The sequence below is a fragment of the Bacillus sp. DX3.1 genome (assembly GCF_030292155.1).
In the GTDB taxonomy this organism is placed as follows: domain Bacteria; phylum Bacillota; class Bacilli; order Bacillales; family Bacillaceae_G; genus Bacillus_A.
This window is the reverse complement of sequence record NZ_CP128153.1, coordinates 1,068,477-1,090,100: the sequence shown is the minus strand read 5'-3', so window position 1 is coordinate 1,090,100 and position 21,624 is coordinate 1,068,477. Positions and strand designations below refer to the sequence as shown.

Genomic DNA, 21,624 nt, shown 5'->3' with positions numbered 1-21,624 from the left:
AACGTTCGTAAAAAACTTGTCATTTTTCGCAACATTCTTATTATATCATAAGCAAAAACTACGGTTTAACTTTTGTTTTTTCTCCTTCTCGATCTGTTTGTGGGTTGTACGGAACAACATAAAAGCTCGGTTTAGAAAAGACATTAATAAACTTTACCTCGTACTCTCCTGTACCTTTCACTGTCCCAACATGAACTGCCTTGCCTTGCTCTACTTTATAAATTCGGTATGCGATCCGTTTATCAGAAAGTGAGTTCCATTGTAACTTAGCGGTAAACAAACCAAATGGACTAAAAGATAACTTCACTTCTACCTTGTCAAGTTTACGTAAACGAATTGGCCTTCCAATGGTTTCAACACCTTTTGGTTGGCTAAAACTTTGCTTATCCTGTACATTTGCTTTCTTTAAAATCGTTTTAAATAATTGTGTCGCCGACGAACTTCCATCATGTAGCTGATGCTCTTTATCCGTACGATCATACCCAATCCACACCGCTCCTACTAAACTTGGTGTATACCCGACAAACCAAAGGTCTCGTGCACCTGCATCTTGATTCGAAAGCGATGTTGTTCCTGTTTTCCCAGCTAGCGCACCACTATATTGTCCTGCTCTTGCTGTTCCTTCTTTTACAACACCTTCTAACATTTTGGTCATATACCAAGCCGTTTGTTTTGAGAAAATTTTCGTTTCACTCTTAGACGATTCTCCAATCACTTCTCCGTGTCGATTGAACACTTTTTCAATGACATGTGGTTCAATAATTTTTCCATTAGCTAAAAAAGCACGATACATCTTCACAAGTTCAAAAGGAGAAACGCCTTCTTTTAAACCACCAAGCGCTGTACTTAAACCGGATTCTGGAATACGAATATTTCCTTTCTCTAAATATTGCTTTCCTTGCTCTACACCCATTTCATGTAACAGAGATACAGCCGGTACATTTGTGGATTCTAACAACGCATCATACATCGTTACTTCTTTTGAATATTGGTGATTATAATTTCGCGGTTCATATCCTTCAAACGATATCCGTTCATTTGTTAATAAAGAATAAGGATTATACTTTTTTGTTTCAAGGGCTGGTGCGTACACAAGGAGTGGCTTTAAAACAGATCCTGGCTGCCTTTTTGCATACACTCTATTAAATCCTCTTGAAACGTATTGTCGGCCACCAATCGCCGCTTTAATCCCTCCTGTTTCATTATCCATTAACAAGAAAGCACCTTGTGCACCATCGCCTTTTCCTGGGAAGTTACGTGCATCTTGAAATTGATCATACGCTACCTTTTGTATCTTTTCATTCATAGGTACAACAAATGTATATCCGCCGCGGAGCACCTCTTGATGCGATAACCCATACAGACGCGCCGCTTCATCTACTACCATATCAACGTATGGCATATAGGCAAGTTCACGTTCATCCTGATTGTTATGAAGAGCGATTGTTTTTCCTTGATAGCGGACTGTATCCTCTGCTGATACATATCCTTGCTGATGCATAAGAGATAACACTAAATCTCGGCGCGCTTTGCTCTTTTCTGGATATAGAAATGGAGAATATCCATTTGGGGCTTTCGGCAGGCCAGCAAGCATCGCCCCTTCTTCAACTGTCAATTGCTGTACATCTTTATTAAAATATAGCTTTGCTGCCGCCTGAATCCCATATGCACCGTGACCGAAATAAATATGATTTACGTACATTTCAAGAAGCTGCTGCTTCGTATATTTTTGTTCTAATTGAAGAGCAATCGCTACCTCTTTCAATTTACGTTTCAACGTTTTTTCGCGTGTTAAAAAAACATTTTTGACAAGCTGTTGTGTAATCGTACTTCCGCCTTCTACCTTCTCACCAGCTAAAGCATCTTTATATAACGCACGGAAGACCGATGGAAAATCAATGCCATGATGTTCATAAAAACGAGAATCCTCCACCGCTACAAACGCTTGTTGTACATGCTTCGGAATTTGTTCTACCGGTACAAGCTCTCTATTTTCGATGTAAAGCTTTGTAATTTCTTTTCCTTGCTGATCAACAATACGTGATGAAGAGTGGAAAACAAGCCTTTTTTCATCCATCATATAACCGCCAGCTAATACAATCAGTTTATATAAAACGATCGCAACTACAAATACTGCTACGCCGCTAATTAGGACCCACTTTGCTTTCTTCATACATCGGCCTTCTTTCCAAATGATGGTACGTTTATTATTTGAAAAACAATTATCTTTATGTATAATCTTCGAAGTTTTTTACAGAAGTTGTTATAATAGAATCAAAATAATAAAGGGGGCAACTAAATGAAAGCGATCATTTCATACGAAACACCTCTAGAACAACCACATTTCATAGCAAAAAGTAATGAAAAAGACATGTTTTATAAAGAGAACATTGAAAAAGGTGTGCAAGGACTACTTCAATATGATGTATTAGATGCTGTAGGAGAATTTAAAGGACAACCTGGATTTATCGTCTGTAATAACATCTCAGTTACAGACGAAGGCCGTCCGATTTTTGAAAACCGCTTTAAAAACCGAGCGGGGCTTATTGAAAATGAACCTGGCTTCCAAGCTATCCGCGTCCTTCGCCCATTAAGTAATGATACATATGTCATTTTGACAATGTGGGAAAGCGAACAAAACTTCAAAGATTGGCAGGAATCACAGTCTTTTGAAAGAGCACACAAAAAACGCCCTGCACAAGCTAGTGCAGAGCCACAAAAAAGTATTTTTTCAAAACCATCTTTTGTCACAACGTTTGACGTACAAGCATAGAGTAAAATTGTGTTCATCTTCCGCAAAAGCCCTCACCAATCGCTTTTGCGGGAGAAACCTTTTGTTTACATATATAAATCCATTTTGATTTTTCAACATATAGCCGCGGCTATGGATAACAAAAGGTCACCTGCACTCGTTTTCTCTCTTTGTTTTTACTATGTCTGGGCAGGAAAAGGATCTGACCGCTTCTATGCATGAACGGATGCTCTCTCCCACCTAAAAAGAAGGGTTTTATATCGGTTTTTTATTTTGTATTTATATACTTTTTGTTTACATTTAGCGTTTTGGCTGAATTGCTTGAATCAATTGAAATAATTGATTTGTAGTTACTCTTAAATTATTAAAAGTAACTTTCGAATCCATCGCTTTTTCAAGCGACATCGGTTCATTCACAATAGAAAAGTAAGAAGTTATGCCAAGCTCGTTCAAGATGGATGTCTCTTCTGTAACACCACCTGCCAGCGCAATTACCGGAATATGGTACTTTTGTGCTAGTTGTGCTACGCCTAAAGGAGCTTTCCCCATTGAAGTTTGCCCATCCAACTTTCCTTCGCCTGTAATGACAAAATCAACACCTTGCATTTTTTCTTCCATTCCAATTAAATCTAAAACCAACTGGATTCCAGACTGAAGGCGTGCATGTAAGAAGCCTGCAAATGCATATCCAAGTCCACCGGCAGCTCCTGCACCAGCAATGTTATGAATATCCATATTTAGCTCCTGAAGAGCAACTTGTGCAAAGTTTTCAATCTCTTTATCGAGCTCTTCTACCATTTCTGCAGTTGCTCCTTTTTGAGGAGCAAAAACATAAGCGGCTCCGGTTGGTCCGTAAAGAGGATTGTTGACATCACAGGCGATTTTGAACGTACAATCTTTTAGTACAGGGTGGGCATGAGTCACATCAATTTTGTGAATGTTTCGTAACTCTTTACCTCCTAAACCTACTTCTTCATTGTGTTGATCTAAGAAGCGAAAGCCTAATGCTTGAAGCATCCCAATGCCTGCATCGTTTGTGGCGCTACCACCAAGCCCAACAATAAATTCACGACACCCTTTTTCTATAGCATCAAAAATAAGTTCCCCAACGCCATATGTGGTTGTCACGGATGGATTCCGTTTGTCAGAAGGAACAAGCGGTAAACCACATGCTGCTGCTACTTCAATAACCGCAGAGTTTCCATCTCCTAAAATACCATATACAGCATCTACTTTTTTGTTTAGCGGTCCAGTTACTTCTTTTTTGATGAATTGTCCGCCTGTTGCTTGAACCAACGCTTCCACAGTACCTTCGCCCCCGTCTGCTAAAGGCAAGGTTACAATTTTTGCATTCGGATAGACATCTTTTATTCCTAAAGAAATAGCTTTGCTGCCATCTGCTGAAGAGATACTTCCTTTGAATGAATCTATCGCAATTAAAACCTTCATTTTTAGGACCTCCTTTATTTATCTTTGATTATAAGGTGAAAAAGCGGAGATGTAATGGACTAAGTAACAAAGGATAGAGAAGTATTTTGTTATGCATAACAAAATACTTCAAACTAAAGAGTTTGAAGTAAAAGAGCAATATACAGCTTAACAGAGTCGTGATAGTCCCTCGGGTTTACCTTTGTTTTTGCGGCATAACAAGATTCCATTTAATGCAATGAAGTTAAACAATGCAGATGTTAAAACACCCGTTCATTTCAGTTTCTTACAAGAAGCACAACCAGAAATCGTTTTAAGCACTTTGAAAAAAGCTGAAAAGGATGACCAATTTGTATTGCGTTTCTATAATGCAACAGACGAAGAAAAAACAGCTTCATTTGAATTAAATCGCTCTATTCAAGAAGCCCATACGGCAAACCTTAACGAAAAACCTTTAGAAATTTTAAGTATATGTAAAAAAGACACCACTCTTGTTGTACATGAAGGTCACTTCATCGTAGCAGATAACAAGAAATGGTGTCTTTTTACTTTAGCAAAAACGGCACATCATGAATGTTTGATAATGAGGTGACTAAAATATAGCACATCTAACCGTTTTTCGTTGCCACGCCGTCATCATTTTCTTACACAGCTTCTGACTCCGTCTCGCATACACACCATAGTGGCGAATAAGTCGTGTTAGGAACTCCTCAAGAGAAACAGTTGCTAGTTTGTTTATGTTAACTTGATGGCTATCCCCTACGATAAGGTGATTTTTTCATTTTTTCGCTTAAACCAACTGTGCATTGCTTCTGCATCTTGCATCGTCGTATGTTCTAGCTTGTAATGATGCCCGCCCCCTGATGAAGCAATAATAAACGTGTATGTACAGAGTTGATCCTTACGTTGGAAGAATGTCTGACTCTTCGATAGTGATTGCACATGTCTTCTTCGTACTAAACCTGTATATTTGCCAACTCTTCTCGCTACAATGGTCAGTTGTTCACCATGCAGCGCGTAACCACCGGCTGTATACGATATATATCCAAACCATGTAAGGAAAAGAAAGAGTGGTAGCAATACCACTAGTGCGATATATTTTTCAAAATATATCGCTGCCCCTGCAATTGGAACAGTTAATACGGCAAATAAAATCCAACTTCCAAGTAAATAACGTCTTAATGCCGTCTTCGGTAACCCTATAAGTTTTGTTTCCATCTCATATGGAAGCCCTAAGTATTGTAATAAGCCCGATACATGTGCTTTTTTCATGAGCGGATGAAGTGTTACATTTGTTTCACCTTTTTCCGCATTTTGAATGACTTCAACATGAACAGAGCAGTATCCCAACCATTGGCGTAACAACGTTTCTTTAATCGTTATTCCTTGAATACGATGCGTTTTTAAAACAATTTCTTTTTTCTCAAAGAGACCTTGCGAAATTCGAACTTCATTCCCTTTTCGATGTACAGTAAAGTTTGCATGTTTCATTGCATATCGAATCGTTGATAAGATCCACGAAAGCACAAGCAATATGGCAACACCATATGCCCAAGCGTATACATCAATATTCATAATATACTTTTCTGCTTTTTCCACAATCCATTTTGGAATATGATCTTGCACTTTAGAATAGATAAACAATAATACAGAGAATACTACCCCAAATTCGCCAGACGTGATAGAAGCTAATATGATTTCTTTCCATGTTAATTTATATTCAGTTGTTTTCGCTTCTTCTTGAAAAGTAGAATTTGTTACGCTTTCCTGATATTCTTTCTGCTCAACTGTTTCCTCATTTAAAAGAGAAATAAGTTCTCTTGCTTCTTCCTGAGTCACACCTGCTAAACTTATTTCAGGCTCATTCCCTCCCCCTGCTGTCTCAATTTTAAGCTTCGTTAATCCTAATAGCTGATACAGTACATTTGAACTTGTGTTGATTGTTTGCACACGCTCTTTATTTAAATAACTTTCCTTTTTTACAAACATTCCGTGTTTTATATGTAGTACATTATTTTCAATCCAATATACTTTATAATACCAATTTATAACTGCAAACAAAATAATTGCAACAAAAATTGCAATGGGAATCATGTACCAAAATGGAAATTCTCCCTTTAAACTAATTAATGGAATAATCCCTGGTAATAGGTGAGATATTTTTAATTCTAGCAAAATGGTAATCGGATGCTGCCTCTTATACATCCTCATCACTCACTTTCGCAAGCTCTGCAATTTGCTGTTTTAATTGCTCTGCCTCTCTCATCCTTAAACCTGGAATACTATGAGAGGTAGCCGCAGTTGAAATTTGTAATTCTGCTAACCCGTGCTTTCTCATAATTGGTCCTTGTTCAATCGTAACGTGTTGCACACGCATCATTGGGACTAATACACGTTTTACAACAAACATTCCATGTTGAATTTCTAGTTCCTCTTCATTTAATTGATAACTGTGATAACGTTGACGTAGTTTCGGAAATATAAAATAGTCAAACGGTGCATATACAATAAAGGAAATAAATAAAACACCAAAAAGCCAACCCCACCAATTAAACTGAATCATAAAGAAAAAATAAGCAATCACAACAACTAACCCAATCCCAGCTCCAATCAATGCACGAATTTGCCACACTTTAACCATATCGGGATGAATTTCTTTTTCCAATGGCTGCATCTAATCACTCCAAATTTTGAAATCTAGTAGTCTACTACCTTGTTGTAAAATATACCAATATCATACAAAAACCCTAATGGTAAAACAAGAAAATACTAGAAAAAATGTTTTATATATAAATATAAAACCCTTCTTTTTAGGTGGAGAGAGCATCCGGCCATGCATAGAAGCGGTCAGATCCTTTTCCTGCCCCATGCCAAGTGAAAACAAAGAGAGAAAACGAGTGCAGGTCACCTTTTGTTATCCATAGCCGTGGCTTATATGTCGAAAAATCAAAATAGATTTATATAGAAATACAAGTGAAACTTCCATCCTTGCCACATGAATGGAGAGCTCTCACCAATCGTTTGTATTTTTGTATATATCACAAACGAAAGAAAAGCTTTCACATCTTGTGAAAGCTTAGTCCTTAAATAGATATTCCCTGTTGCTGTAGCAACCGAACACGATAACAATTCATCGTCACTTCTCCCAGTCGCTGCAATAATTGGTAGTTGGCATAAGCTCCAACCGGGGCTCCTATGATTGGTACGAGCTGTAACATCTTCGCTAAATCAATATAATCACGATACTCCTGCTGAAATTTCTCCCAGTCGACATGGTTTTCTTTATTTGTATCCCACGTTTCAATCGCTTTCCATATCTCTCTGCGGTGGTCATCGCTTGAAAAAGCAAGTTGGAAGACATGAAGAATAAAAAGACGCTCTTCTTCTTTACTCGTATCAAATCCATAAATGGTAGCTGCATCAAATAAAAATTTAATTTTAATGCTAAGTAGAAGCGGAAAATCAGCCAGTCCAAGTAAAATACCACCTGCTCCAGTTCCTGCCCCTTCTGCCGCTGCAATCTTTTTATACTCGTCCATTTTTTTGAACACTTCTTCATCTCTTCTTTGCAATGACCAATCTGTTTCTTTTAATTTTGGTTTTATAAAATTGGAACCAGCACTAATGCTCTGCACCATTTTTTTAATCGTTTCCGTTAACACGCTTTGTACTTTTTCGGGAATAAGCTGTTGCACTTTCGTTTGTACTTTTTTGGATAAACGCGTCATCATAGAAGAATCTTTCGTGATGGTATTCTTCCACTGTTGCACTTCTATTATGACCTTCTTTTCATAATCAGTCATAAGTTCCTTCCTTTCAAGTGCGTGTTCAAAAAGGCGGATACGGAGTGTAGCTGGAACTACACGAGTACCGGACTGGCAACGTAACGAAGAAATGCGACAGCTATCTTTACCGGACTTTTTGAACATCCTCTAGTTCGTGTTCAAAAAGGAGGATAAAGAGAGCCGAGCAGTTCGAGGCACGGAAGCCAGGAGGATACGGAGTGTAGATGGAACTACACGAGTACCGGACTGGCAACGTAACAAAGAAATGCGACAGCTATCTTTACCGGACTTTTTGAACATCCTCTTCAATTTAGACGATCGATACGCTTTGCTCCATATTGATACACAAAGCCGATACTAAATAATATACTGCCAGCAAATAAAATACATGTCATGATCAGATCTTTTGTTGCGACAGCAAATACGATTGTGAAAATGACACCGCCGATGCAAAGTAACGCATTTAACAGGCTAAGAAAATCCTTTTTCTTTTCTTCTGAGGACACCGGATATAAATCAAGCCATAGTTTCAAACGGTGATGCTTCCAAAGACTTAACAGCTGATAGCCAATTAAGTATAAAAACACAAGACTTACAATAAAACGTCCATATAAAAATGGAATAAAGTAAAGAATGACACCGCCAATGGCAAGCAAGCGGATATATAACCCGAAATAGTTTCCAGACCGTAAAAATGTGCGTGTATACAAATATAAATATGTACGCTTTTCACCAATTATTTTAAGAATAAAATCAAGCCATTTTCGGCGTGATACTCGTTCTTTTAATGCCGGCACATCGACAAACATGTTTGCAATGCGATATAGGAACATCATTTTTTTTCCTTCTTCTGCAATTAAGTATTCCCAGTTTAACGGTTTTCCTTTTCCGTTTTGATGTATAAACACAAGATAGATCGCCATCACAAAGACGATTACTCCTACATAAATTACAGAAGCTCGTTCTACAAGAAAATAGACAAAAAATGCATTTAGTACAAACCGGATAAACCAATCAACGCGGTGAAATCGTCCATCTGTCATAGATGACTTTTCCCACGTTATAAATAAATTCCAGCCCTTCACGAAAACAACAGCGAGCACAATCCATATATAAGTTGCTCCTGTTTGCTTCATTTGTTGGAAATAGAGCGGAGCAAGTGCTGCCGCCACCATCGCTACAGCATATAGCTGAATGATAAACGTAAATAGAAATGCTTTTGTAAAATATGGTTTTAACTTTTCTTCAACAGGAAGCAAATACACGAGATCCGCTTCTTTTAATAATGTTTGAATCGATCCTGCTGTTAATACGAATCCAAACAACACAGCAATTACGAATGCCGTGGGAAATGAAGGTGTCAGGGTCTGTAACCATTGCTGATAATAAAATGCACCCGCACCAATGATAAACACAAAAATAAATTTCAAATGATCATTAAATACGTATTTACTATATGTACGAATTTCTTTTAAAAAATGTCTAAATCTTTCTTTCCATAACACCTTACTATTCATAATCTTCTTCCTTTGTTAACGCAATATAAATGTCATCAAGCGCTGCTCCAGGCAGGTTAAATTGTTCCTGCAGTGCTGCTAATGTTCCCTGTGCTCGAATTTCACCTTGATGTAAAATAATAAAGGAATCGCAGTAACGCTCCGCTGTTGCTAAAATATGTGTACTCATCAAAATACCCGCACCGCTCTTTTTCATTTGATTCATCATTTGCAGGAGCGATTGAATCGCTAACGGATCAAGCCCAACGAACGGCTCGTCTACAATATATAGGGATGGTTCAACAAGAAATGCGCTCATGATCATCACTTTTTGCTTCATTCCTTTTGAAAAATGCGCTGGGAACCATTTTAAGCGATTCGTCATTCGGAATTCCTTTAACAACTGCTGTACACGTTCCTCATATTGCTTCTCACCCACGCCGTATGCCATCGCTGTTAACTTTAAATGCTCTTCTAATGTTAACTCATCATATAACACGGGTGTTTCAGGGATAAATGAAAAGCTAGAGCGATACGCTGTCATATCCTCTCGAATTGTTTTTCCATTAATGGTTACTGTTCCTTTTCTCGGTTCCATTAAACCAATAATATGTTTAATGGTTGTACTTTTACCGGCACCATTTAAACCAATTAAGCCGACAAGTTCTCCTTTATTGACAGAGAATGAAACATTTTGCAATACAGGCCGCTTCGTATATCCTCCTGTGACATTTTCCACTCGTAATAACTGTTCCATATGACACCACTTTCTTCCTCATATTCTTCCGCCTTTAATCAAGCGTACCTTTTGTTAATTTTTATGTATACTCATCTTACCAAAAAATGAAAGACACTACATATATAAATACAAATTAACAAACCGATATAAAGTGAAACTTTAATCAGTGGGGGTTTTCTTCATGCCCCACTGATTATTAGCCCTCACCAATCGGGCTTTTATGGGCAGTTTATCCCCCACCTAACTTCTTTGCTTTCTGCAGAAATTTGAGGTGGGGGTATTACTGTCCGCAAATAGCGGGATAAAACCCTTCTTTTTAGGTGGGAGAGAGCATCCAGCCATGCATAGAAGCGGTCCCTGCCCCGTGCCAAGTGAAAACAAAGAGAGAAAACGAGCGCAGGTCACCTTTTATATGTCGAAAAATCAAAATGGATTTATATCGTATCGAATTTCTTCAAAAAAAATAATTTCTTTGCATATCTTTTACAAAACGGGACATGATAATGAATGAAGAAGGAACACATTGAAAAAGCAACCACCAATAGTGATGAGTATAGCCTAGCGAAATCATCATGAAACGGGGTGTCTATCATGGACAAGGACAGTTTACAAGAAGTCAGATAGTTTGTTCTATTTTAGAAACGGGGTGTCTCGAGGAGAGTATATACTGTTTTATAAAATAAACAATTTCATTTCATAAAGGATTGCAACATCATTTCATTGTAAATGGGGTGTCGACAGCAGAATACAGTCGAATTACCACGCATTTCCTAAATAAATGAGGTGTCTGCTAAAGGTAAATCAACTAAATGCTTTTTCAATCCTTCTTCAGAAAACAGGAAGCTAAGTCAGCTTCCTGTTTTTCGTGTTTGTTCTCCTATGTAATTATGTTAAAATACGGCTAAGACCACTGAAAGGGTGAGAGATATGAATCATACAGCGGATAATTGTATTTTTTGTAAAATTATTGAAGGACAAATTCCTTGCTCAAAAGTATATGAAGACGAACATGTACTCGCATTTCTAGATATTAGTCAAGTAACAAAAGGACATACACTTGTTATCCCAAAAGTACATAAACAAGATGTTTTTGCCTTAACACCAGAAATTGCAGCACATATTTTTTCTGTCGTTCCTAAAATTTCAAACGCAATTAAAGCTGAATACAACCCAGTTGGCTTTAACCTTTTAAACAACAATGGTGAAAAAGCTGGACAAACTGTATTCCACTTCCACCTTCATTTAATTCCACGCTACGGTGAAAACGATGGTTTTGGTGCGGTTTGGAAATCGCATCAAAATGAATACACAACGGAAAATTTACAAAACATCGCGAGTACCATTGCAAATAGTGTAAAATAAAATAAGGCATGATTTTTAATTAACTCAATCAAGCTTATACCTATCCACTATTAGAATGGGACGAATATACCTATTGCAACATATAAAATAAGATCGTACATAACAAGCCTATGCCTCCAAAAGAAACGCACTGCATTGCTTGTTTCTTGACCCAAAACGCTGGAGGATACGATCTTTTTTGTTTTACAAATAACAGTAAATGCATGGCACGTACAAGAAAGAAAAGACTTACAATAAAGCAAATTGTTGTTACAAGTTTCACTTTTCTCCCCCCTTGTCTTAAGCATATGCACTGTTTTATACATCATGAATACAAACAAAAAATAAGGAGGTTTCCTTTTATGTCAAAAGCTAAATCCTTTGTAACAGGTGTAATTTGTGGTGGTGCTGTCGCTGGACTTGCCGTTCTTTTCTCTACTCCTTCTTCTGGAAAAGATATGCGTAGCAAGCTAAAAGAAAAAGGAACTGACATTAAAAAGACATTGGCGGATATTACTGCTGATACGAAACTGTTACAACGTCAGATCGTTGAAACAGCATCAGAAGGTAAAGAAGTCTTTCAAGAATTAAAAAATGATATGCACGATACACTTTCTACATGGAAACAAGATATTTCTCAAAACAAACATCATATTGAAAAAGAAATTAAAGACATTCAAAAATCAATTGAGAAATTGCAGCAAGCAGTTCCCGAAAAAGCGTAAAACAGTTTACATCCTTAGTTTTTGCGTATAACAAATATTTTTTATAAATATTCCTCTAAACACGACATATCACATAGATGTGTCGTGTTTTTATGCATTTACAATATATGTTATACCCTCTTCTTTAAAGATAACACTTGTGGTTTTCACAACTAAAGCGTTTCCACTATTATGCATGATTTGTATAAGAGTGGAGTTTTACCAAAAAATTTTAATAATTCTCACAAAAACACTTTATTAATTTTTATTTTACTGGCATAATAGATATTAATGAATAAGAATGGAAAAGTGGGTGAGTAAATGAAAAGTGGGGAAAAAGATTATTCGGTAAAAGAAGCAATGATTTTCAGCCAACGCATTGCTCAATTATCGAAAGCGTTATGGAAATGTGTAGAAAAAGATTGGCAGCAGTGGATTAAACCATATGATTTAAATATTAATGAGCATCATATTTTATCAATTGCTTATCATTTAAAAGGGGCTTCGATTTCTGAAATTGCAAAGTTTGGTGTTATGCACGTATCTACAGCATTTAACTTTTCTAAAAAGCTTGAAGAGCGCGGCTTTCTTGTATTTTCAAAAAAAGAAGATGATAAGCGAAATACGTATATTGAAATTACAGAAAAAGGGGAAGAATTACTACTTCAATTAATGGAGGAGTATGACCCTGAAAATAATTCCGTCTTTAATGGCGCTCTTGCTCTTCGCAATTTTTATGGTAAATTCCCAGAAAATATTGAATTAATCGCTATTTTAAGGAATATCTACGGACAAGATTTTATCGATATTTTTGAAAAGTCCTTGGACAATATTGAGGAGAATTTCACAGAACAAGACCAAAAATTGATTAAGAAATAAATTACCAATCATGCAGTCATACGTAAAAATTCCTGCATGATTGGCTGAAATAAACCTTGTCTTTCTAGCGCTTCTGCAGTCTCGTTTACCTCGAGCTGATGTGGAAGCGCTTTTTTAAATTGTTCTAAAAGAGCATCAAACAAAAGTAAACCTTCTTGCTTTTCCAGTATGTATTGTTTATTTAGTTCTTCACAAAGAGTAAGCACACGTTCAATATCCTTTTTTCGAACTTTATTCTTTATAATTAAAGAATAAAATGGACACTTATCTTCGTCGACCATTTTGAAAAGAAGTTCTACATAATATTCAGCTTGCTCTAATCGTTTTACAACGTCCACTTTCTCCCCTCACTTTCTAACACAAAGTCTTCTATTTCTGAATTTTATAACACGAACAAAATATCGTATGATACAATATATAAAAGTATATGTATTTTGGCCAAAAGGGGGTATATCCTCGTGACTCTCATAGAAATTGTTTTTGTCACATTTGCACTTATTGTTCTATTTTACACGAATTTCCTGACACATACACTGTGCGAACGGAAACAAATGTCCGAGCACCGCCAAAAGAGCGTCTTTCGGGTTATTAATGTATGTATTACCATTCTATTAATTTCTAGTTATATTGAAATTTTATTTCAGGCAAAGTGAGGAAAGTCCTTTCCTCACTTTTTTCCTCTATAAGCAAATTATACCTATTATAACTAATAAAATAAACAGTACAAGTAATAAAATAAGATACGAATTCATACACCATATCCCTCCTGTTTCCTTTATATGCACATCCGCCCAAAATGGTACCTTTCTCCAATCTGACAATCTCCATCAAACAAATGGGTAATTTTTCTTTATCAATAGGAAAAGACGTCGAAATATGATATATTAAATTTTGTACATATTGCCTATACTATAGAATAAAATTACCTTCAGCTAGATTTTATCCCTAGTTACGGTAAGCCCTGTTACATCAGCTTTTCAGGAGAGAAAATCCCCTTACATGAGAGCTGAATCAGTAAGACTTAATCGGGCTCTTATGAGTAAGCACAATCTCAAATGAGAGAGTTGCTCATTCGTACGGGATAAATTAAAAATACATAATAGTAGGAGTGTTTATTGAATGAAGAAAGCTATGCTTGCCTTAGCAGCAACAAGTTTGATTGCCTTATCCGCATGTGGAACATCTGATAAAGTTGCCACATCAAAAGCTGGTGATGTAACGAAAGACGAATTTTACGATGCAATGAAAAAAACACAAGGTGAAAACGTATTACGTACCCTTGTTATGGAAAAAGTTTTTACTAAAAACTACAAAGTTGATGACAAAAAAGTAGATGAAGAATTTGCTACTTTCAAAAAGCAATACGGTGATCAATTTGAATCAGTATTAAAACAATATAAAACTGATGAAAAAACAATCAAAAACAGCATTCGTAGCAAATTAGCGATGGAAGCTGCAATTGCAAAAACAATTAGCGACGATGACGCGAAAAAGAACTATCGTGATAAAAAAGTCTTCGCAAAACACATTCTTGTAAAAGATGAAGAAGCTGCGAAAAAGGTAAAAGAAGAGCTTGCACAAGGTAAATCATTTGAAGAAGTAGCAAAAGCTGAATCTCAAGATACAGGATCTGCCCAAAACGGTGGCGACCTTGGTGAATTAAAGCCTGGCACTCTTGTAAAAGAATTTGAAGATGCTGCTTTCAAAATGAAAAAAGATGAAGTAAGTGAGCCTGTTAAATCTCAATTTGGTTACCACATCATTAAAGTAACTGATGTAAAAGAATCAAAACCATTCAATGAAGAAAAAGAAACAATTAAAAAAGAACTTGCTGAAAGTAAATCACAAGATGCTGCATTTATGAGTGAGTTTGTAGCAAAAGAAATGAAAAAGGCTGATGTAAAAGTCGAAGATAAAGATTTAAAAAATATTTTTGATGTTCAAAAAGCAGCAGCTCCACAACAATAATGTATAAGTAAAAGCCTGGTGTTTACCAGTCTTTTAGGCTGTCAGGTGCTTTCCTGACAGCCTTTTTATTTTAGAAATGAAATCCATATCGTTTTTTAATTTGAATTTTTCTTATTACCAAGTTTCTCTATAAACAAAAGCCCCTGAAGTTTTCCTTCAGGGGCTTCTTATTATGCTAATGCTGCTGCTTGTTCTTGTTGATCTACAGGTACTACCGCATCCATTAACGCTTTTTCTAACTCAGCTGTATATTTCATCTGTTCTTCTTTGCTCCAGCCTAGTTTCACTGCCATATACTCAATCACTGTTTCTTTCCAATCATATACCCAATGAATGTTGAAGAATACAGCCCCTCTGCGGCGGATGAAGAAGTCCACTGGTTTCGCTGTCATTTCATAGTCCATTGCGTATACAAGCGGTACAAGCACGTCTAATGGCATATTATACTCTTTTGCTTCTTCTTTATGTTGTTTCGCTAAGTTAAAGAGAACATCAACGTTAGAGCCATAGAATTTTGCAAATTGCTCTGCTTGTTCTGTCGTTAAACCATATTTTGTACCTTCTTGTGCTTTTTTTGCAACGAATGTTGGAAATTGTTTAGATCCACTTACATGACCGCCAGAGATCGGCATATGTTTCGTTTCACTTTTCGGATATGAGCCATGACCTTCTTTTTGTAATAAATTCGTTACATAATCTACTACCATCTCTGCCATTTTACGATAGCCTGTTAATTTCCCACCAGCAATTGTAATTAAGCCAGATTCAGAAGTCCAAATTTCATCTTTACGAGAGATTTCAGAAGCATTCTTTCCTTCTTCATAAATGAGTGGACGTACACCAGCCCAGCTTGATTCAATATCTTTCTCTGTAATCTTTACAGTTGGGAACATATAGTTGATCGCATTGATAATATATGCGCGATCCTCTGTTGTCATTTGTGGTACTGCCGCATCTTTATCATAGAATGTATCTGTTGTACCTACATACGTTTTTCCACCGCGTGGAATTGCAAAGACCATACGTTTATCTGGCGTATCAAAATAGATTGCTTGCCCAAGTGGGAAACGTTTTTGATCGATTACTAAATGAACACCTTTTGATAACTGTAGTACTTTTCCTTTTTTCGAATTATCTTTTTCACGAAGCGTATCAACCCAAGGACCCGCTGCATTTACAATTTTCTTACCGTACACTTCATATACTTCTCCGTCTAATAAATCGATAACACGTACACCACATACTTTTCCATCTTTATATAAGAACCCGTCTACTTTTGCATAGTTTACTGCTTTTGCACCGTGTTCAATCGCTTCTTTCATCACTTCAATTGTTAAACGAGCATCATCTGTACGATATTCTACGTAATAGCCGCCGCCTTTTAATCCTTCTTGTTTCACAAGCGGTTCTTTTTTCATCGTTTCTTCACGGTTAAACATTTTTCTACGCTCGCTTCGTTTTACCCCCGCTAAGAAGTCATATACACGAAGACCAATTGATGTACTGAATGCACCAAATGTACCACCTGTATGGAATGGAAGTAACATCCACTCTGGTGTTGTCACATGGGGACCGTTCTCATACACAATCGCACGTTCTTTCCCAACCTCTGCTACCATCTTCACTTCCAATTGTTTCAAATAACGTAAGCCGCCGTGTACAAGCTTTGTTGAACGACTTGATGTACCTGCTGCAAAGTCTTGCATTTCAAACACAATTGTTGATAATCCACGTGTTGCTCCGTCTAATGCAATACCAGAACCAGTAATACCGCCACCAATTACGATCACATCTAACTCTTGTTTATTCACTTCGTTTAATACGTCTTTACGTTGTTTGCTTGAAAATTTCATGGTAATTCCTCCCTTTGATACGAAAAAGAGACCACGAACATCACTATAGAAATTGCTTCTATAGCGTGTTGTGGTCTCTCCATATCTCCTACCGAATTATTAACTTGTTATCATTATAACACTGTCTATGATTATTTAAAAGCTTTTGTTGCTGCAATTGCCTTTTTCCAGCCCGCGTATAGCTCTTCGCTTGTTTCCGCTTCCATTGCTGGTGTAAAGCTTTTATCCATATTCCACTGCGCTCTAATTTCCTCTTGGTTTTCCCAATATCCAACTGCAAGACCTGCTAAATATGCTGCTCCTAAAGCAGTTGTTTCGTTCACTTCTGGACGCTCTACTGGAACATCTAACATATCACTTTGGAACTGCATTAAGAAGTTATTCTTAACTGCTCCGCCATCAACGCGTAATGTTTTCAATTCAATACCTGAATCTGCTTCCATTGCACATAATACATCTTTCGTTTGGTATGCTAATGATTCTAGCGTTGCACGAATAAAGTGCTCTTTCGTTGTGCCGCGTGTTACGCCAAATACCGCTCCGCGTACTTCACTATCCCAATATGGTGTTCCAAGTCCTACGAATGCTGGAACAACATAGACACCATCTGTTGATTCAACACGTGATGCATAGACTTCACTTTCACTTGCATCCTTAAACATGCGCATTCCGTCACGTAACCATTGAATTGCAGAACCTGCTACGAAAATACTACCTTCTAACGCATATTCAACTTTCCCATTTAAGCCCCATGCAATTGTTGTTAATAGGCCATGCTCAGAAGCAACTGCTTTTTCGCCTGTATTCATTAACATAAAGCAACCAGTTCCGTACGTGTTCTTCGCCATACCTTCACCGAAGCAAGCTTGTCCAAATAACGCTGCTTGTTGGTCACCTGCAATACCTGCAATCGGTATGTTTTGGTTAAAGAAATGGTAGTCCACTGTATGACCATATACTTCAGAAGATTGACGCACTTCTGGCAGCATGCTTTTCGGTACTGTTAACATCTCTAGAAGTTCATCGTCCCACTTTAAATCATGAATATTGAACATTAATGTACGTGATGCATTTGAATAGTCTGTTATGTGCGATTTACCACCAGACAATTTCCATACAAGCCATGTATCAATCGTTCCGAATAATAATTCACCGCGTTCTGCTTTCTCTCTTGCACCTTCTACGTTGTCTAAAATCCATTTCACTTTCGTACCAGAGAAGTATGCATCAATTAACAAACCTGTTTTTTCACGAACCATGTCGCTATAGCCTTTTTCTTTTAACTCATCGCAAATCTCAGCTGTTTGACGAGATTGCCATACAATTGCGTTATAGATTGGTTTACCTGTTTCTTTATCCCATACAACTGCTGTTTCACGTTGGTTTGTAATCCCGATACCAGCAATTTGTTCTGGCTTTATATCTGCTTCGCTCAAACAAGTTGCAATAACTGCTAAAATCGATCCCCAAATTTCTTGTGCATTATGCTCTACCCAGCCTGGCTTTGGAAAATGCTGTGTAAATTCTTTTTGTGCTACATGAACAATTTTTCCTTCTTTATTAAAAAGAATGGCACGTGAACTTGTAGTTCCTTGGTCTAATGAAAGAATATATTTTTTCATATTCGGTTCCCCCTTATGCTACTTTTCTACTATTTTTATTATTTCCGCTCTTTTTGCTTGTCATATAAGAGATTGCTAGTACAATCACAGTTGCAATTATCACATAAATAAGTGCTACATTCTGTTTACCTTCAAATACCACTTGATGGAATAAACCTGCAAGTGATCCACCTAAAATTGGACCTACAACCGGAATCCATGCATACTTCCAGTTCGAACCGCCTTTTCCTGCGATTGGAAGGAAGAAATGCGCAATACGAGGACCTAAGTCACGTGCTGGATTAATTGCGTAACCAGTTGTTCCACCTAATGATAAACCAATACTTACAATCAAGAAACCTACGATAAATGGATTCAAACCATCTGCAAATTTATTTGCACCAATTGCTAATATACCAAATACTAAGACGAAAGTTCCAATCATTTCACTTAAAAGGTTTGCAAATGTATTCGGAATTGCTGGCCCTGTTGCAAATACACCTAATTTTGTACCAGGATCTTCTGTTTCTTTCCAATGAGGTAAGTAATGTAAATATACGATAATTGCACCGATGATTGCGCCAATCATTTGCGCAACAATATATCCAGGTACATCGCTCCATGGGAACGCTCCCTTGAAAGCAAGTCCAATTGTTAACGCTGGATTTAAATGTGCTCCACTAATCGACCCAACTGCATATGCTGCGATGGCAACCGCTAAGCCCCATCCCATTGTAATAACAATCCAACCTGAACCATTTGCATACGACTTCTTTAAACTTACACCTGCACAAACACCGCCACCAAGAACAATCAGCAACGCTGTCCCTATTAATTCTCCTAAAAACGCTGTCATAACATTCCTCCACATTCAATTTACACGCTTATATTGTGATGGAGATAAAATGAATGGCCATTCGTTTTTTTCGAAAGAAAAAGACCCACAACTAACACGTTTCTATATAAGTTATATAGAAACAATGAAATGTGGATCTCTTCTTTTCTCCGTCACGTTTATTAACTTATCTATAATGTTAACCTCAAATGAAAGCGTTGTCAACAAGATTTTTCACATTTCCGTCACTTTTTCTGGTAATGTTTCCATAGTTCTTTTTTCGAAGTTGTAATCGCTGTTGCGCCAGCAGCTAACGCTCTCTCAACATCATCAACTGTGCGAATAAAACCACCCGCTAAAATCGGAACACCTGTCCGTTCTTTCACTTCTGCAATCACACCTGTTAAAGCACCCGGAAGTACTTCAATGTAATTTGGCTTCGTTTTTTCTAAAAGCGCACAACTTTTTTCCATCGCGCTAGAATCGATTAAAAAAATCCGTTGAATCGCAACGACACCTTTTTGCTTCGCCTTTAAAATCACATTTGCTTTCGTAGATAATAAACCGTATGGCTTAAATTCTTGACATATATATTCAGTTGCATGTCCATCGCTTTGTAACCCGTGAATCAAATCAACATGTAAAAATACTTTTTTACAATGCTGCTTTGCTAGCGCAACCACACTTTTCAATTGACCAATATGAATGTCTAAAATAACAATATATTCATAAGAACTATGTATTAACTTCTCTAAATCCTTTATTTGCCGAACAGCTGGTAAAATTCTTTGTTCATGAAATTCCATTTAAAATTCCCCTTCTTTATAACGTCTCTATCCTTTATAGTACACAATTTAAAGGAAAAGAAAAGCGAGTAGGAGAAATTTTTAGTTTCCTTAATGTTGCATCTTGTCGAAAGGTCGATACCCTATGTCGAAGCGCCGATATATCACAAAAAGCGCTGATATAAAAAAGGGTGAATAACTTATCAGTTACTCACCCTTTACTAAAATTAAAGTAAAACAGAGTCCTCATCCTTATCTTGATGGCGTCGTTCCCGCTCTTCTTCTAAGCGCTTCATATATATTTCGCCTTCTTTTTCGATAAACTCATTATCCATCTCTTGCTCTTTTTTTGAAGTATATAACACCATATAACCGCTCACAACAATCCCAATAATAATAAGATAAACCCACCATGGTAAAATTTCCACTTGGTTTCCTTCCTTTCCTAAGACAAGCCTTGTTAGTTTCACTGTATGAAAGGAAGGTGGGTTTTATGATTAAAAAATTCTATTCATCGATAGATACAGCATGTTTTTCAAAAAGGCTTGGACATATTCCATGAATTCTTCTGGTCTTGGCGAAACGGAGCATGGTATTCTTTTCAAAAATTTATCCCGGATTAACGGGCGAAGTGAACCCCAAATCATGGACACTAAAAAAGGCCATGATTTGGGATTTTTGTGTGTTTTGCACTCATTCCCCGTTAGAATGTAAACAATGATAAAAGTGTGGTACGGGAAATAAGTACAATTATTTTTAATGAAATGCAAATGAAACAACTAGAGAAGAATGAAAATGTCGTGAAAGTATCAGAACGTATTTTTTAAAAGCTATGGGCCATCTGCTTCTAGACCGGTTGCGACTAAATTTGATAGATTTCATGATACAGAGGCAAAAATACTAGAAGATATAGTTTGTCAAAGTTGTAGTAATATTATTTTAGAATTTAGGAAGAAATATCCTAATATTCAGCTTAATATACACACAAAAAATTGAAATTTGGAGGAGAGAGAATGAATTTACGGTATGATGAGATAAAGGAAGATGTTATTGATACATATAGCCGCCTTCATATTAGAGCAAAATATGAAATAAGAGATACTTTTTATGCGTTACTAAATGATTATGAACTCTCAGAAGAATATACTGAAACGGAGGAATACTGTATCTACGTTAGCTTTGCATTGTTACTTATTGAAAAAAATAAAAATACTGATTTTATGAAAACTCGTTTAAATGAATTACTTGACAGCAAAAGAATGGAAATTCATAGAATAGAGTTAAAGGATGAGATTGCAGAGTTTACTAATGATGTTAATAAGTTGAAGGAATTTTTATAGGAGCACCAGTCCAAAAGAGTTATAAGGTAATTGATGCAGAATTTATTGAAAAAGAAGATCTCTAAGAGTTATACAATATTAACCTAATTAAGGATCCCATTGATATTATTTAAAAATA

22 protein-coding genes are annotated in these 21,624 nt (G+C 36.8%); 8 read left to right on the top strand and 14 right to left on the bottom strand.

Annotation, left to right across the window (positions count from 1 at the left end):
* Positions 1-58: 58 nt before the first annotated feature.
* Positions 59-2,173, bottom strand: a complete 2,115-nt coding sequence (locus QRE67_RS05425; RefSeq protein ID WP_286123881.1) for a transglycosylase domain-containing protein — start codon at positions 2,171-2,173, stop codon at positions 59-61.
* A 126-nt stretch (positions 2,174-2,299) separates the two neighbouring features.
* Between QRE67_RS05425 and QRE67_RS05420 the strand changes: the two genes are divergently transcribed.
* A complete protein-coding gene (locus tag QRE67_RS05420; protein WP_286123880.1) occupies positions 2,300-2,773 on the top strand; it encodes an antibiotic biosynthesis monooxygenase family protein in 474 nt (157 codons plus the stop codon).
* A gap of 279 nt (positions 2,774-3,052) precedes the next feature.
* Here QRE67_RS05420 and QRE67_RS05415 read toward each other — a convergent pair whose 3' ends face one another.
* Positions 3,053-4,201 carry a glycerate kinase gene (locus tag QRE67_RS05415; protein WP_286123878.1) on the bottom strand — a complete coding sequence of 383 codons (1,149 nt, stop codon included), beginning with the start codon at positions 4,199-4,201 and terminating at the stop codon, positions 3,053-3,055.
* Between the two features lie 217 nt (positions 4,202-4,418).
* Between QRE67_RS05415 and QRE67_RS05410 the strand changes: the two genes are divergently transcribed.
* Complete coding sequence (locus QRE67_RS05410) at positions 4,419-4,772, top strand: glycosyl hydrolase-related protein (RefSeq protein WP_286123877.1); 354 nt, start codon at positions 4,419-4,421, stop codon at positions 4,770-4,772.
* A gap of 167 nt (positions 4,773-4,939) precedes the next feature.
* Here QRE67_RS05410 and QRE67_RS05405 read toward each other — a convergent pair whose 3' ends face one another.
* From QRE67_RS05405 to QRE67_RS05385, 5 genes are all read right to left on the bottom strand, one after another.
* The gene (locus QRE67_RS05405) at positions 4,940-6,385 is read right to left on the bottom strand and encodes a PH domain-containing protein (RefSeq protein WP_286123875.1); all 1,446 of its coding nucleotides are present in this window, start codon (positions 6,383-6,385) and stop codon (positions 4,940-4,942) included.
* Positions 6,378-6,854 carry a PH domain-containing protein gene (locus tag QRE67_RS05400; protein WP_286123873.1) on the bottom strand — a complete coding sequence of 159 codons (477 nt, stop codon included), beginning with the start codon at positions 6,852-6,854 and terminating at the stop codon, positions 6,378-6,380. The genes QRE67_RS05405 and QRE67_RS05400 overlap by 8 nt, the downstream gene beginning before the upstream one ends.
* Before the next feature lie 409 nt (positions 6,855-7,263).
* Positions 7,264-7,983, bottom strand: coding sequence for an EcsC family protein (locus tag QRE67_RS05395; RefSeq protein ID WP_286123872.1), 720 nt, complete (start codon positions 7,981-7,983; stop codon positions 7,264-7,266).
* Between the two features lie 287 nt (positions 7,984-8,270).
* Positions 8,271-9,482, bottom strand: a complete 1,212-nt coding sequence (locus QRE67_RS05390; RefSeq protein WP_286123871.1) for an ABC transporter permease — start codon at positions 9,480-9,482, stop codon at positions 8,271-8,273.
* Positions 9,475-10,218 (bottom strand): ABC transporter ATP-binding protein, encoded by a 744-nt coding sequence (locus QRE67_RS05385; RefSeq protein ID WP_286123870.1) that lies wholly within the window; start codon positions 10,216-10,218, stop codon positions 9,475-9,477. The genes QRE67_RS05390 and QRE67_RS05385 overlap by 8 nt, the downstream gene beginning before the upstream one ends.
* 909 nt (positions 10,219-11,127) lie before the next feature.
* On the opposite strand from QRE67_RS05385, the gene QRE67_RS05380 reads away from it, so the two are divergent.
* Positions 11,128-11,562, top strand: coding sequence for an HIT family protein (locus tag QRE67_RS05380; RefSeq protein ID WP_286123869.1), 435 nt, complete (start codon positions 11,128-11,130; stop codon positions 11,560-11,562).
* 70 nt (positions 11,563-11,632) lie between these two features.
* Here the strand turns inward: QRE67_RS05380 and yhzF are convergent, their stop codons facing one another.
* The gene (yhzF, locus tag QRE67_RS05375; protein ID WP_286123868.1) at positions 11,633-11,824 is read right to left on the bottom strand and encodes a membrane protein YhzF; all 192 of its coding nucleotides are present in this window, start codon (positions 11,822-11,824) and stop codon (positions 11,633-11,635) included.
* A 79-nt stretch (positions 11,825-11,903) separates the two neighbouring features.
* On the opposite strand from yhzF, the gene QRE67_RS05370 reads away from it, so the two are divergent.
* Positions 11,904-12,266, top strand: coding sequence for a YtxH domain-containing protein (locus tag QRE67_RS05370; protein WP_286123867.1), 363 nt, complete (start codon positions 11,904-11,906; stop codon positions 12,264-12,266).
* Between the two features lie 300 nt (positions 12,267-12,566).
* Entirely contained in the window at positions 12,567-13,124 is a 558-nt protein-coding gene (locus tag QRE67_RS05365; protein WP_286123866.1) for an HTH-type transcriptional regulator Hpr, read from the top strand.
* A gap of 8 nt (positions 13,125-13,132) precedes the next feature.
* Here QRE67_RS05365 and QRE67_RS05360 read toward each other — a convergent pair whose 3' ends face one another.
* Positions 13,133-13,462 carry a DUF1878 family protein gene (locus QRE67_RS05360; protein ID WP_286123865.1) on the bottom strand — a complete coding sequence of 110 codons (330 nt, stop codon included), beginning with the start codon at positions 13,460-13,462 and terminating at the stop codon, positions 13,133-13,135.
* 120 nt (positions 13,463-13,582) lie between these two features.
* Here QRE67_RS05360 and QRE67_RS05355 point away from each other — a divergent pair, with 120 nt between their 5' ends.
* Positions 13,583-13,777 (top strand): hypothetical protein, encoded by a 195-nt coding sequence (locus QRE67_RS05355; RefSeq protein ID WP_286123864.1) that lies wholly within the window; start codon positions 13,583-13,585, stop codon positions 13,775-13,777.
* A gap of 466 nt (positions 13,778-14,243) precedes the next feature.
* A complete protein-coding gene (gene prsA, locus QRE67_RS05350) occupies positions 14,244-15,092 on the top strand; it encodes a peptidylprolyl isomerase PrsA (RefSeq protein ID WP_286123863.1) in 849 nt (282 codons plus the stop codon).
* 170 nt (positions 15,093-15,262) lie between these two features.
* On the opposite strand, the gene glpD is transcribed toward prsA, so the two are convergent.
* The 5 genes from glpD to QRE67_RS05325 all read right to left on the bottom strand — a co-directional run bounded on the left by glpD (position 15,263) and on the right by QRE67_RS05325 (position 20,594).
* Positions 15,263-16,945: an aerobic glycerol-3-phosphate dehydrogenase gene (gene glpD, locus QRE67_RS05345; protein WP_286123862.1), complete on the bottom strand. Its 1,683-nt coding sequence runs from the start codon at positions 16,943-16,945 to the stop codon at positions 15,263-15,265.
* 131 nt (positions 16,946-17,076) lie between these two features.
* The gene (glpK, locus tag QRE67_RS05340; protein ID WP_286123861.1) at positions 17,077-18,567 is read right to left on the bottom strand and encodes a glycerol kinase GlpK; all 1,491 of its coding nucleotides are present in this window, start codon (positions 18,565-18,567) and stop codon (positions 17,077-17,079) included.
* A 13-nt stretch (positions 18,568-18,580) separates the two neighbouring features.
* Entirely contained in the window at positions 18,581-19,402 is an 822-nt protein-coding gene (gene glpF / locus QRE67_RS05335) for a glycerol uptake facilitator protein GlpF (protein ID WP_286123860.1), read from the bottom strand.
* Positions 19,403-19,626: 224 nt separating this feature from the next.
* A complete protein-coding gene (locus QRE67_RS05330; protein WP_286123859.1) occupies positions 19,627-20,187 on the bottom strand; it encodes a glycerol-3-phosphate responsive antiterminator in 561 nt (186 codons plus the stop codon).
* 206 nt (positions 20,188-20,393) lie between these two features.
* Positions 20,394-20,594 carry a sporulation YhaL family protein gene (locus QRE67_RS05325; protein WP_286123858.1) on the bottom strand — a complete coding sequence of 67 codons (201 nt, stop codon included), beginning with the start codon at positions 20,592-20,594 and terminating at the stop codon, positions 20,394-20,396.
* 585 nt (positions 20,595-21,179) lie between these two features.
* Between QRE67_RS05325 and QRE67_RS05320 the strand changes: the two genes are divergently transcribed.
* On the top strand, positions 21,180-21,506 hold the full coding sequence (locus QRE67_RS05320; RefSeq protein WP_286123857.1) for a hypothetical protein: 327 nt from the start codon (positions 21,180-21,182) through the stop codon (positions 21,504-21,506).
* The last annotated feature ends 118 nt before the right edge of the window (positions 21,507-21,624 follow it).

Bases quoted from the DNA above. Each gene is read 5' to 3' on its own strand.
- QRE67_RS05425 (WP_286123881.1), bottom strand. From the start codon at position 2,173: ATGAAGAAAGCAAAGTGGGTCCTAATTAGCGGCGTAGCAGTATTTGTA.
- QRE67_RS05420 (WP_286123880.1), top strand. From the start codon at position 2,300: ATGAAAGCGATCATTTCATACGAAACACCTCTAGAACAACCACATTTC.
- QRE67_RS05415 (WP_286123878.1), bottom strand. From the start codon at position 4,201: ATGAAGGTTTTAATTGCGATAGATTCATTCAAAGGAAGTATCTCTTCA.
- QRE67_RS05410 (WP_286123877.1), top strand. From the start codon at position 4,419: ATGAAGTTAAACAATGCAGATGTTAAAACACCCGTTCATTTCAGTTTC.
- QRE67_RS05405 (WP_286123875.1), bottom strand. From the start codon at position 6,385: ATGTATAAGAGGCAGCATCCGATTACCATTTTGCTAGAATTAAAAATA.
- QRE67_RS05400 (WP_286123873.1), bottom strand. From the start codon at position 6,854: ATGCAGCCATTGGAAAAAGAAATTCATCCCGATATGGTTAAAGTGTGG.
- QRE67_RS05395 (WP_286123872.1), bottom strand. From the start codon at position 7,983: ATGACTGATTATGAAAAGAAGGTCATAATAGAAGTGCAACAGTGGAAG.
- QRE67_RS05390 (WP_286123871.1), bottom strand. From the start codon at position 9,482: ATGAATAGTAAGGTGTTATGGAAAGAAAGATTTAGACATTTTTTAAAA.
- QRE67_RS05385 (WP_286123870.1), bottom strand. From the start codon at position 10,218: ATGGAACAGTTATTACGAGTGGAAAATGTCACAGGAGGATATACGAAG.
- QRE67_RS05380 (WP_286123869.1), top strand. From the start codon at position 11,128: ATGAATCATACAGCGGATAATTGTATTTTTTGTAAAATTATTGAAGGA.
- QRE67_RS05370 (WP_286123867.1), top strand. From the start codon at position 11,904: ATGTCAAAAGCTAAATCCTTTGTAACAGGTGTAATTTGTGGTGGTGCT.
- QRE67_RS05365 (WP_286123866.1), top strand. From the start codon at position 12,567: ATGAAAAGTGGGGAAAAAGATTATTCGGTAAAAGAAGCAATGATTTTC.
- prsA (WP_286123863.1), top strand. From the start codon at position 14,244: ATGAAGAAAGCTATGCTTGCCTTAGCAGCAACAAGTTTGATTGCCTTA.
- glpD (WP_286123862.1), bottom strand. From the start codon at position 16,945: ATGAAATTTTCAAGCAAACAACGTAAAGACGTATTAAACGAAGTGAAT.
- glpK (WP_286123861.1), bottom strand. From the start codon at position 18,567: ATGAAAAAATATATTCTTTCATTAGACCAAGGAACTACAAGTTCACGT.
- glpF (WP_286123860.1), bottom strand. From the start codon at position 19,402: ATGACAGCGTTTTTAGGAGAATTAATAGGGACAGCGTTGCTGATTGTT.
- QRE67_RS05330 (WP_286123859.1), bottom strand. From the start codon at position 20,187: ATGGAATTTCATGAACAAAGAATTTTACCAGCTGTTCGGCAAATAAAG.
- QRE67_RS05320 (WP_286123857.1), top strand. From the start codon at position 21,180: ATGAATTTACGGTATGATGAGATAAAGGAAGATGTTATTGATACATAT.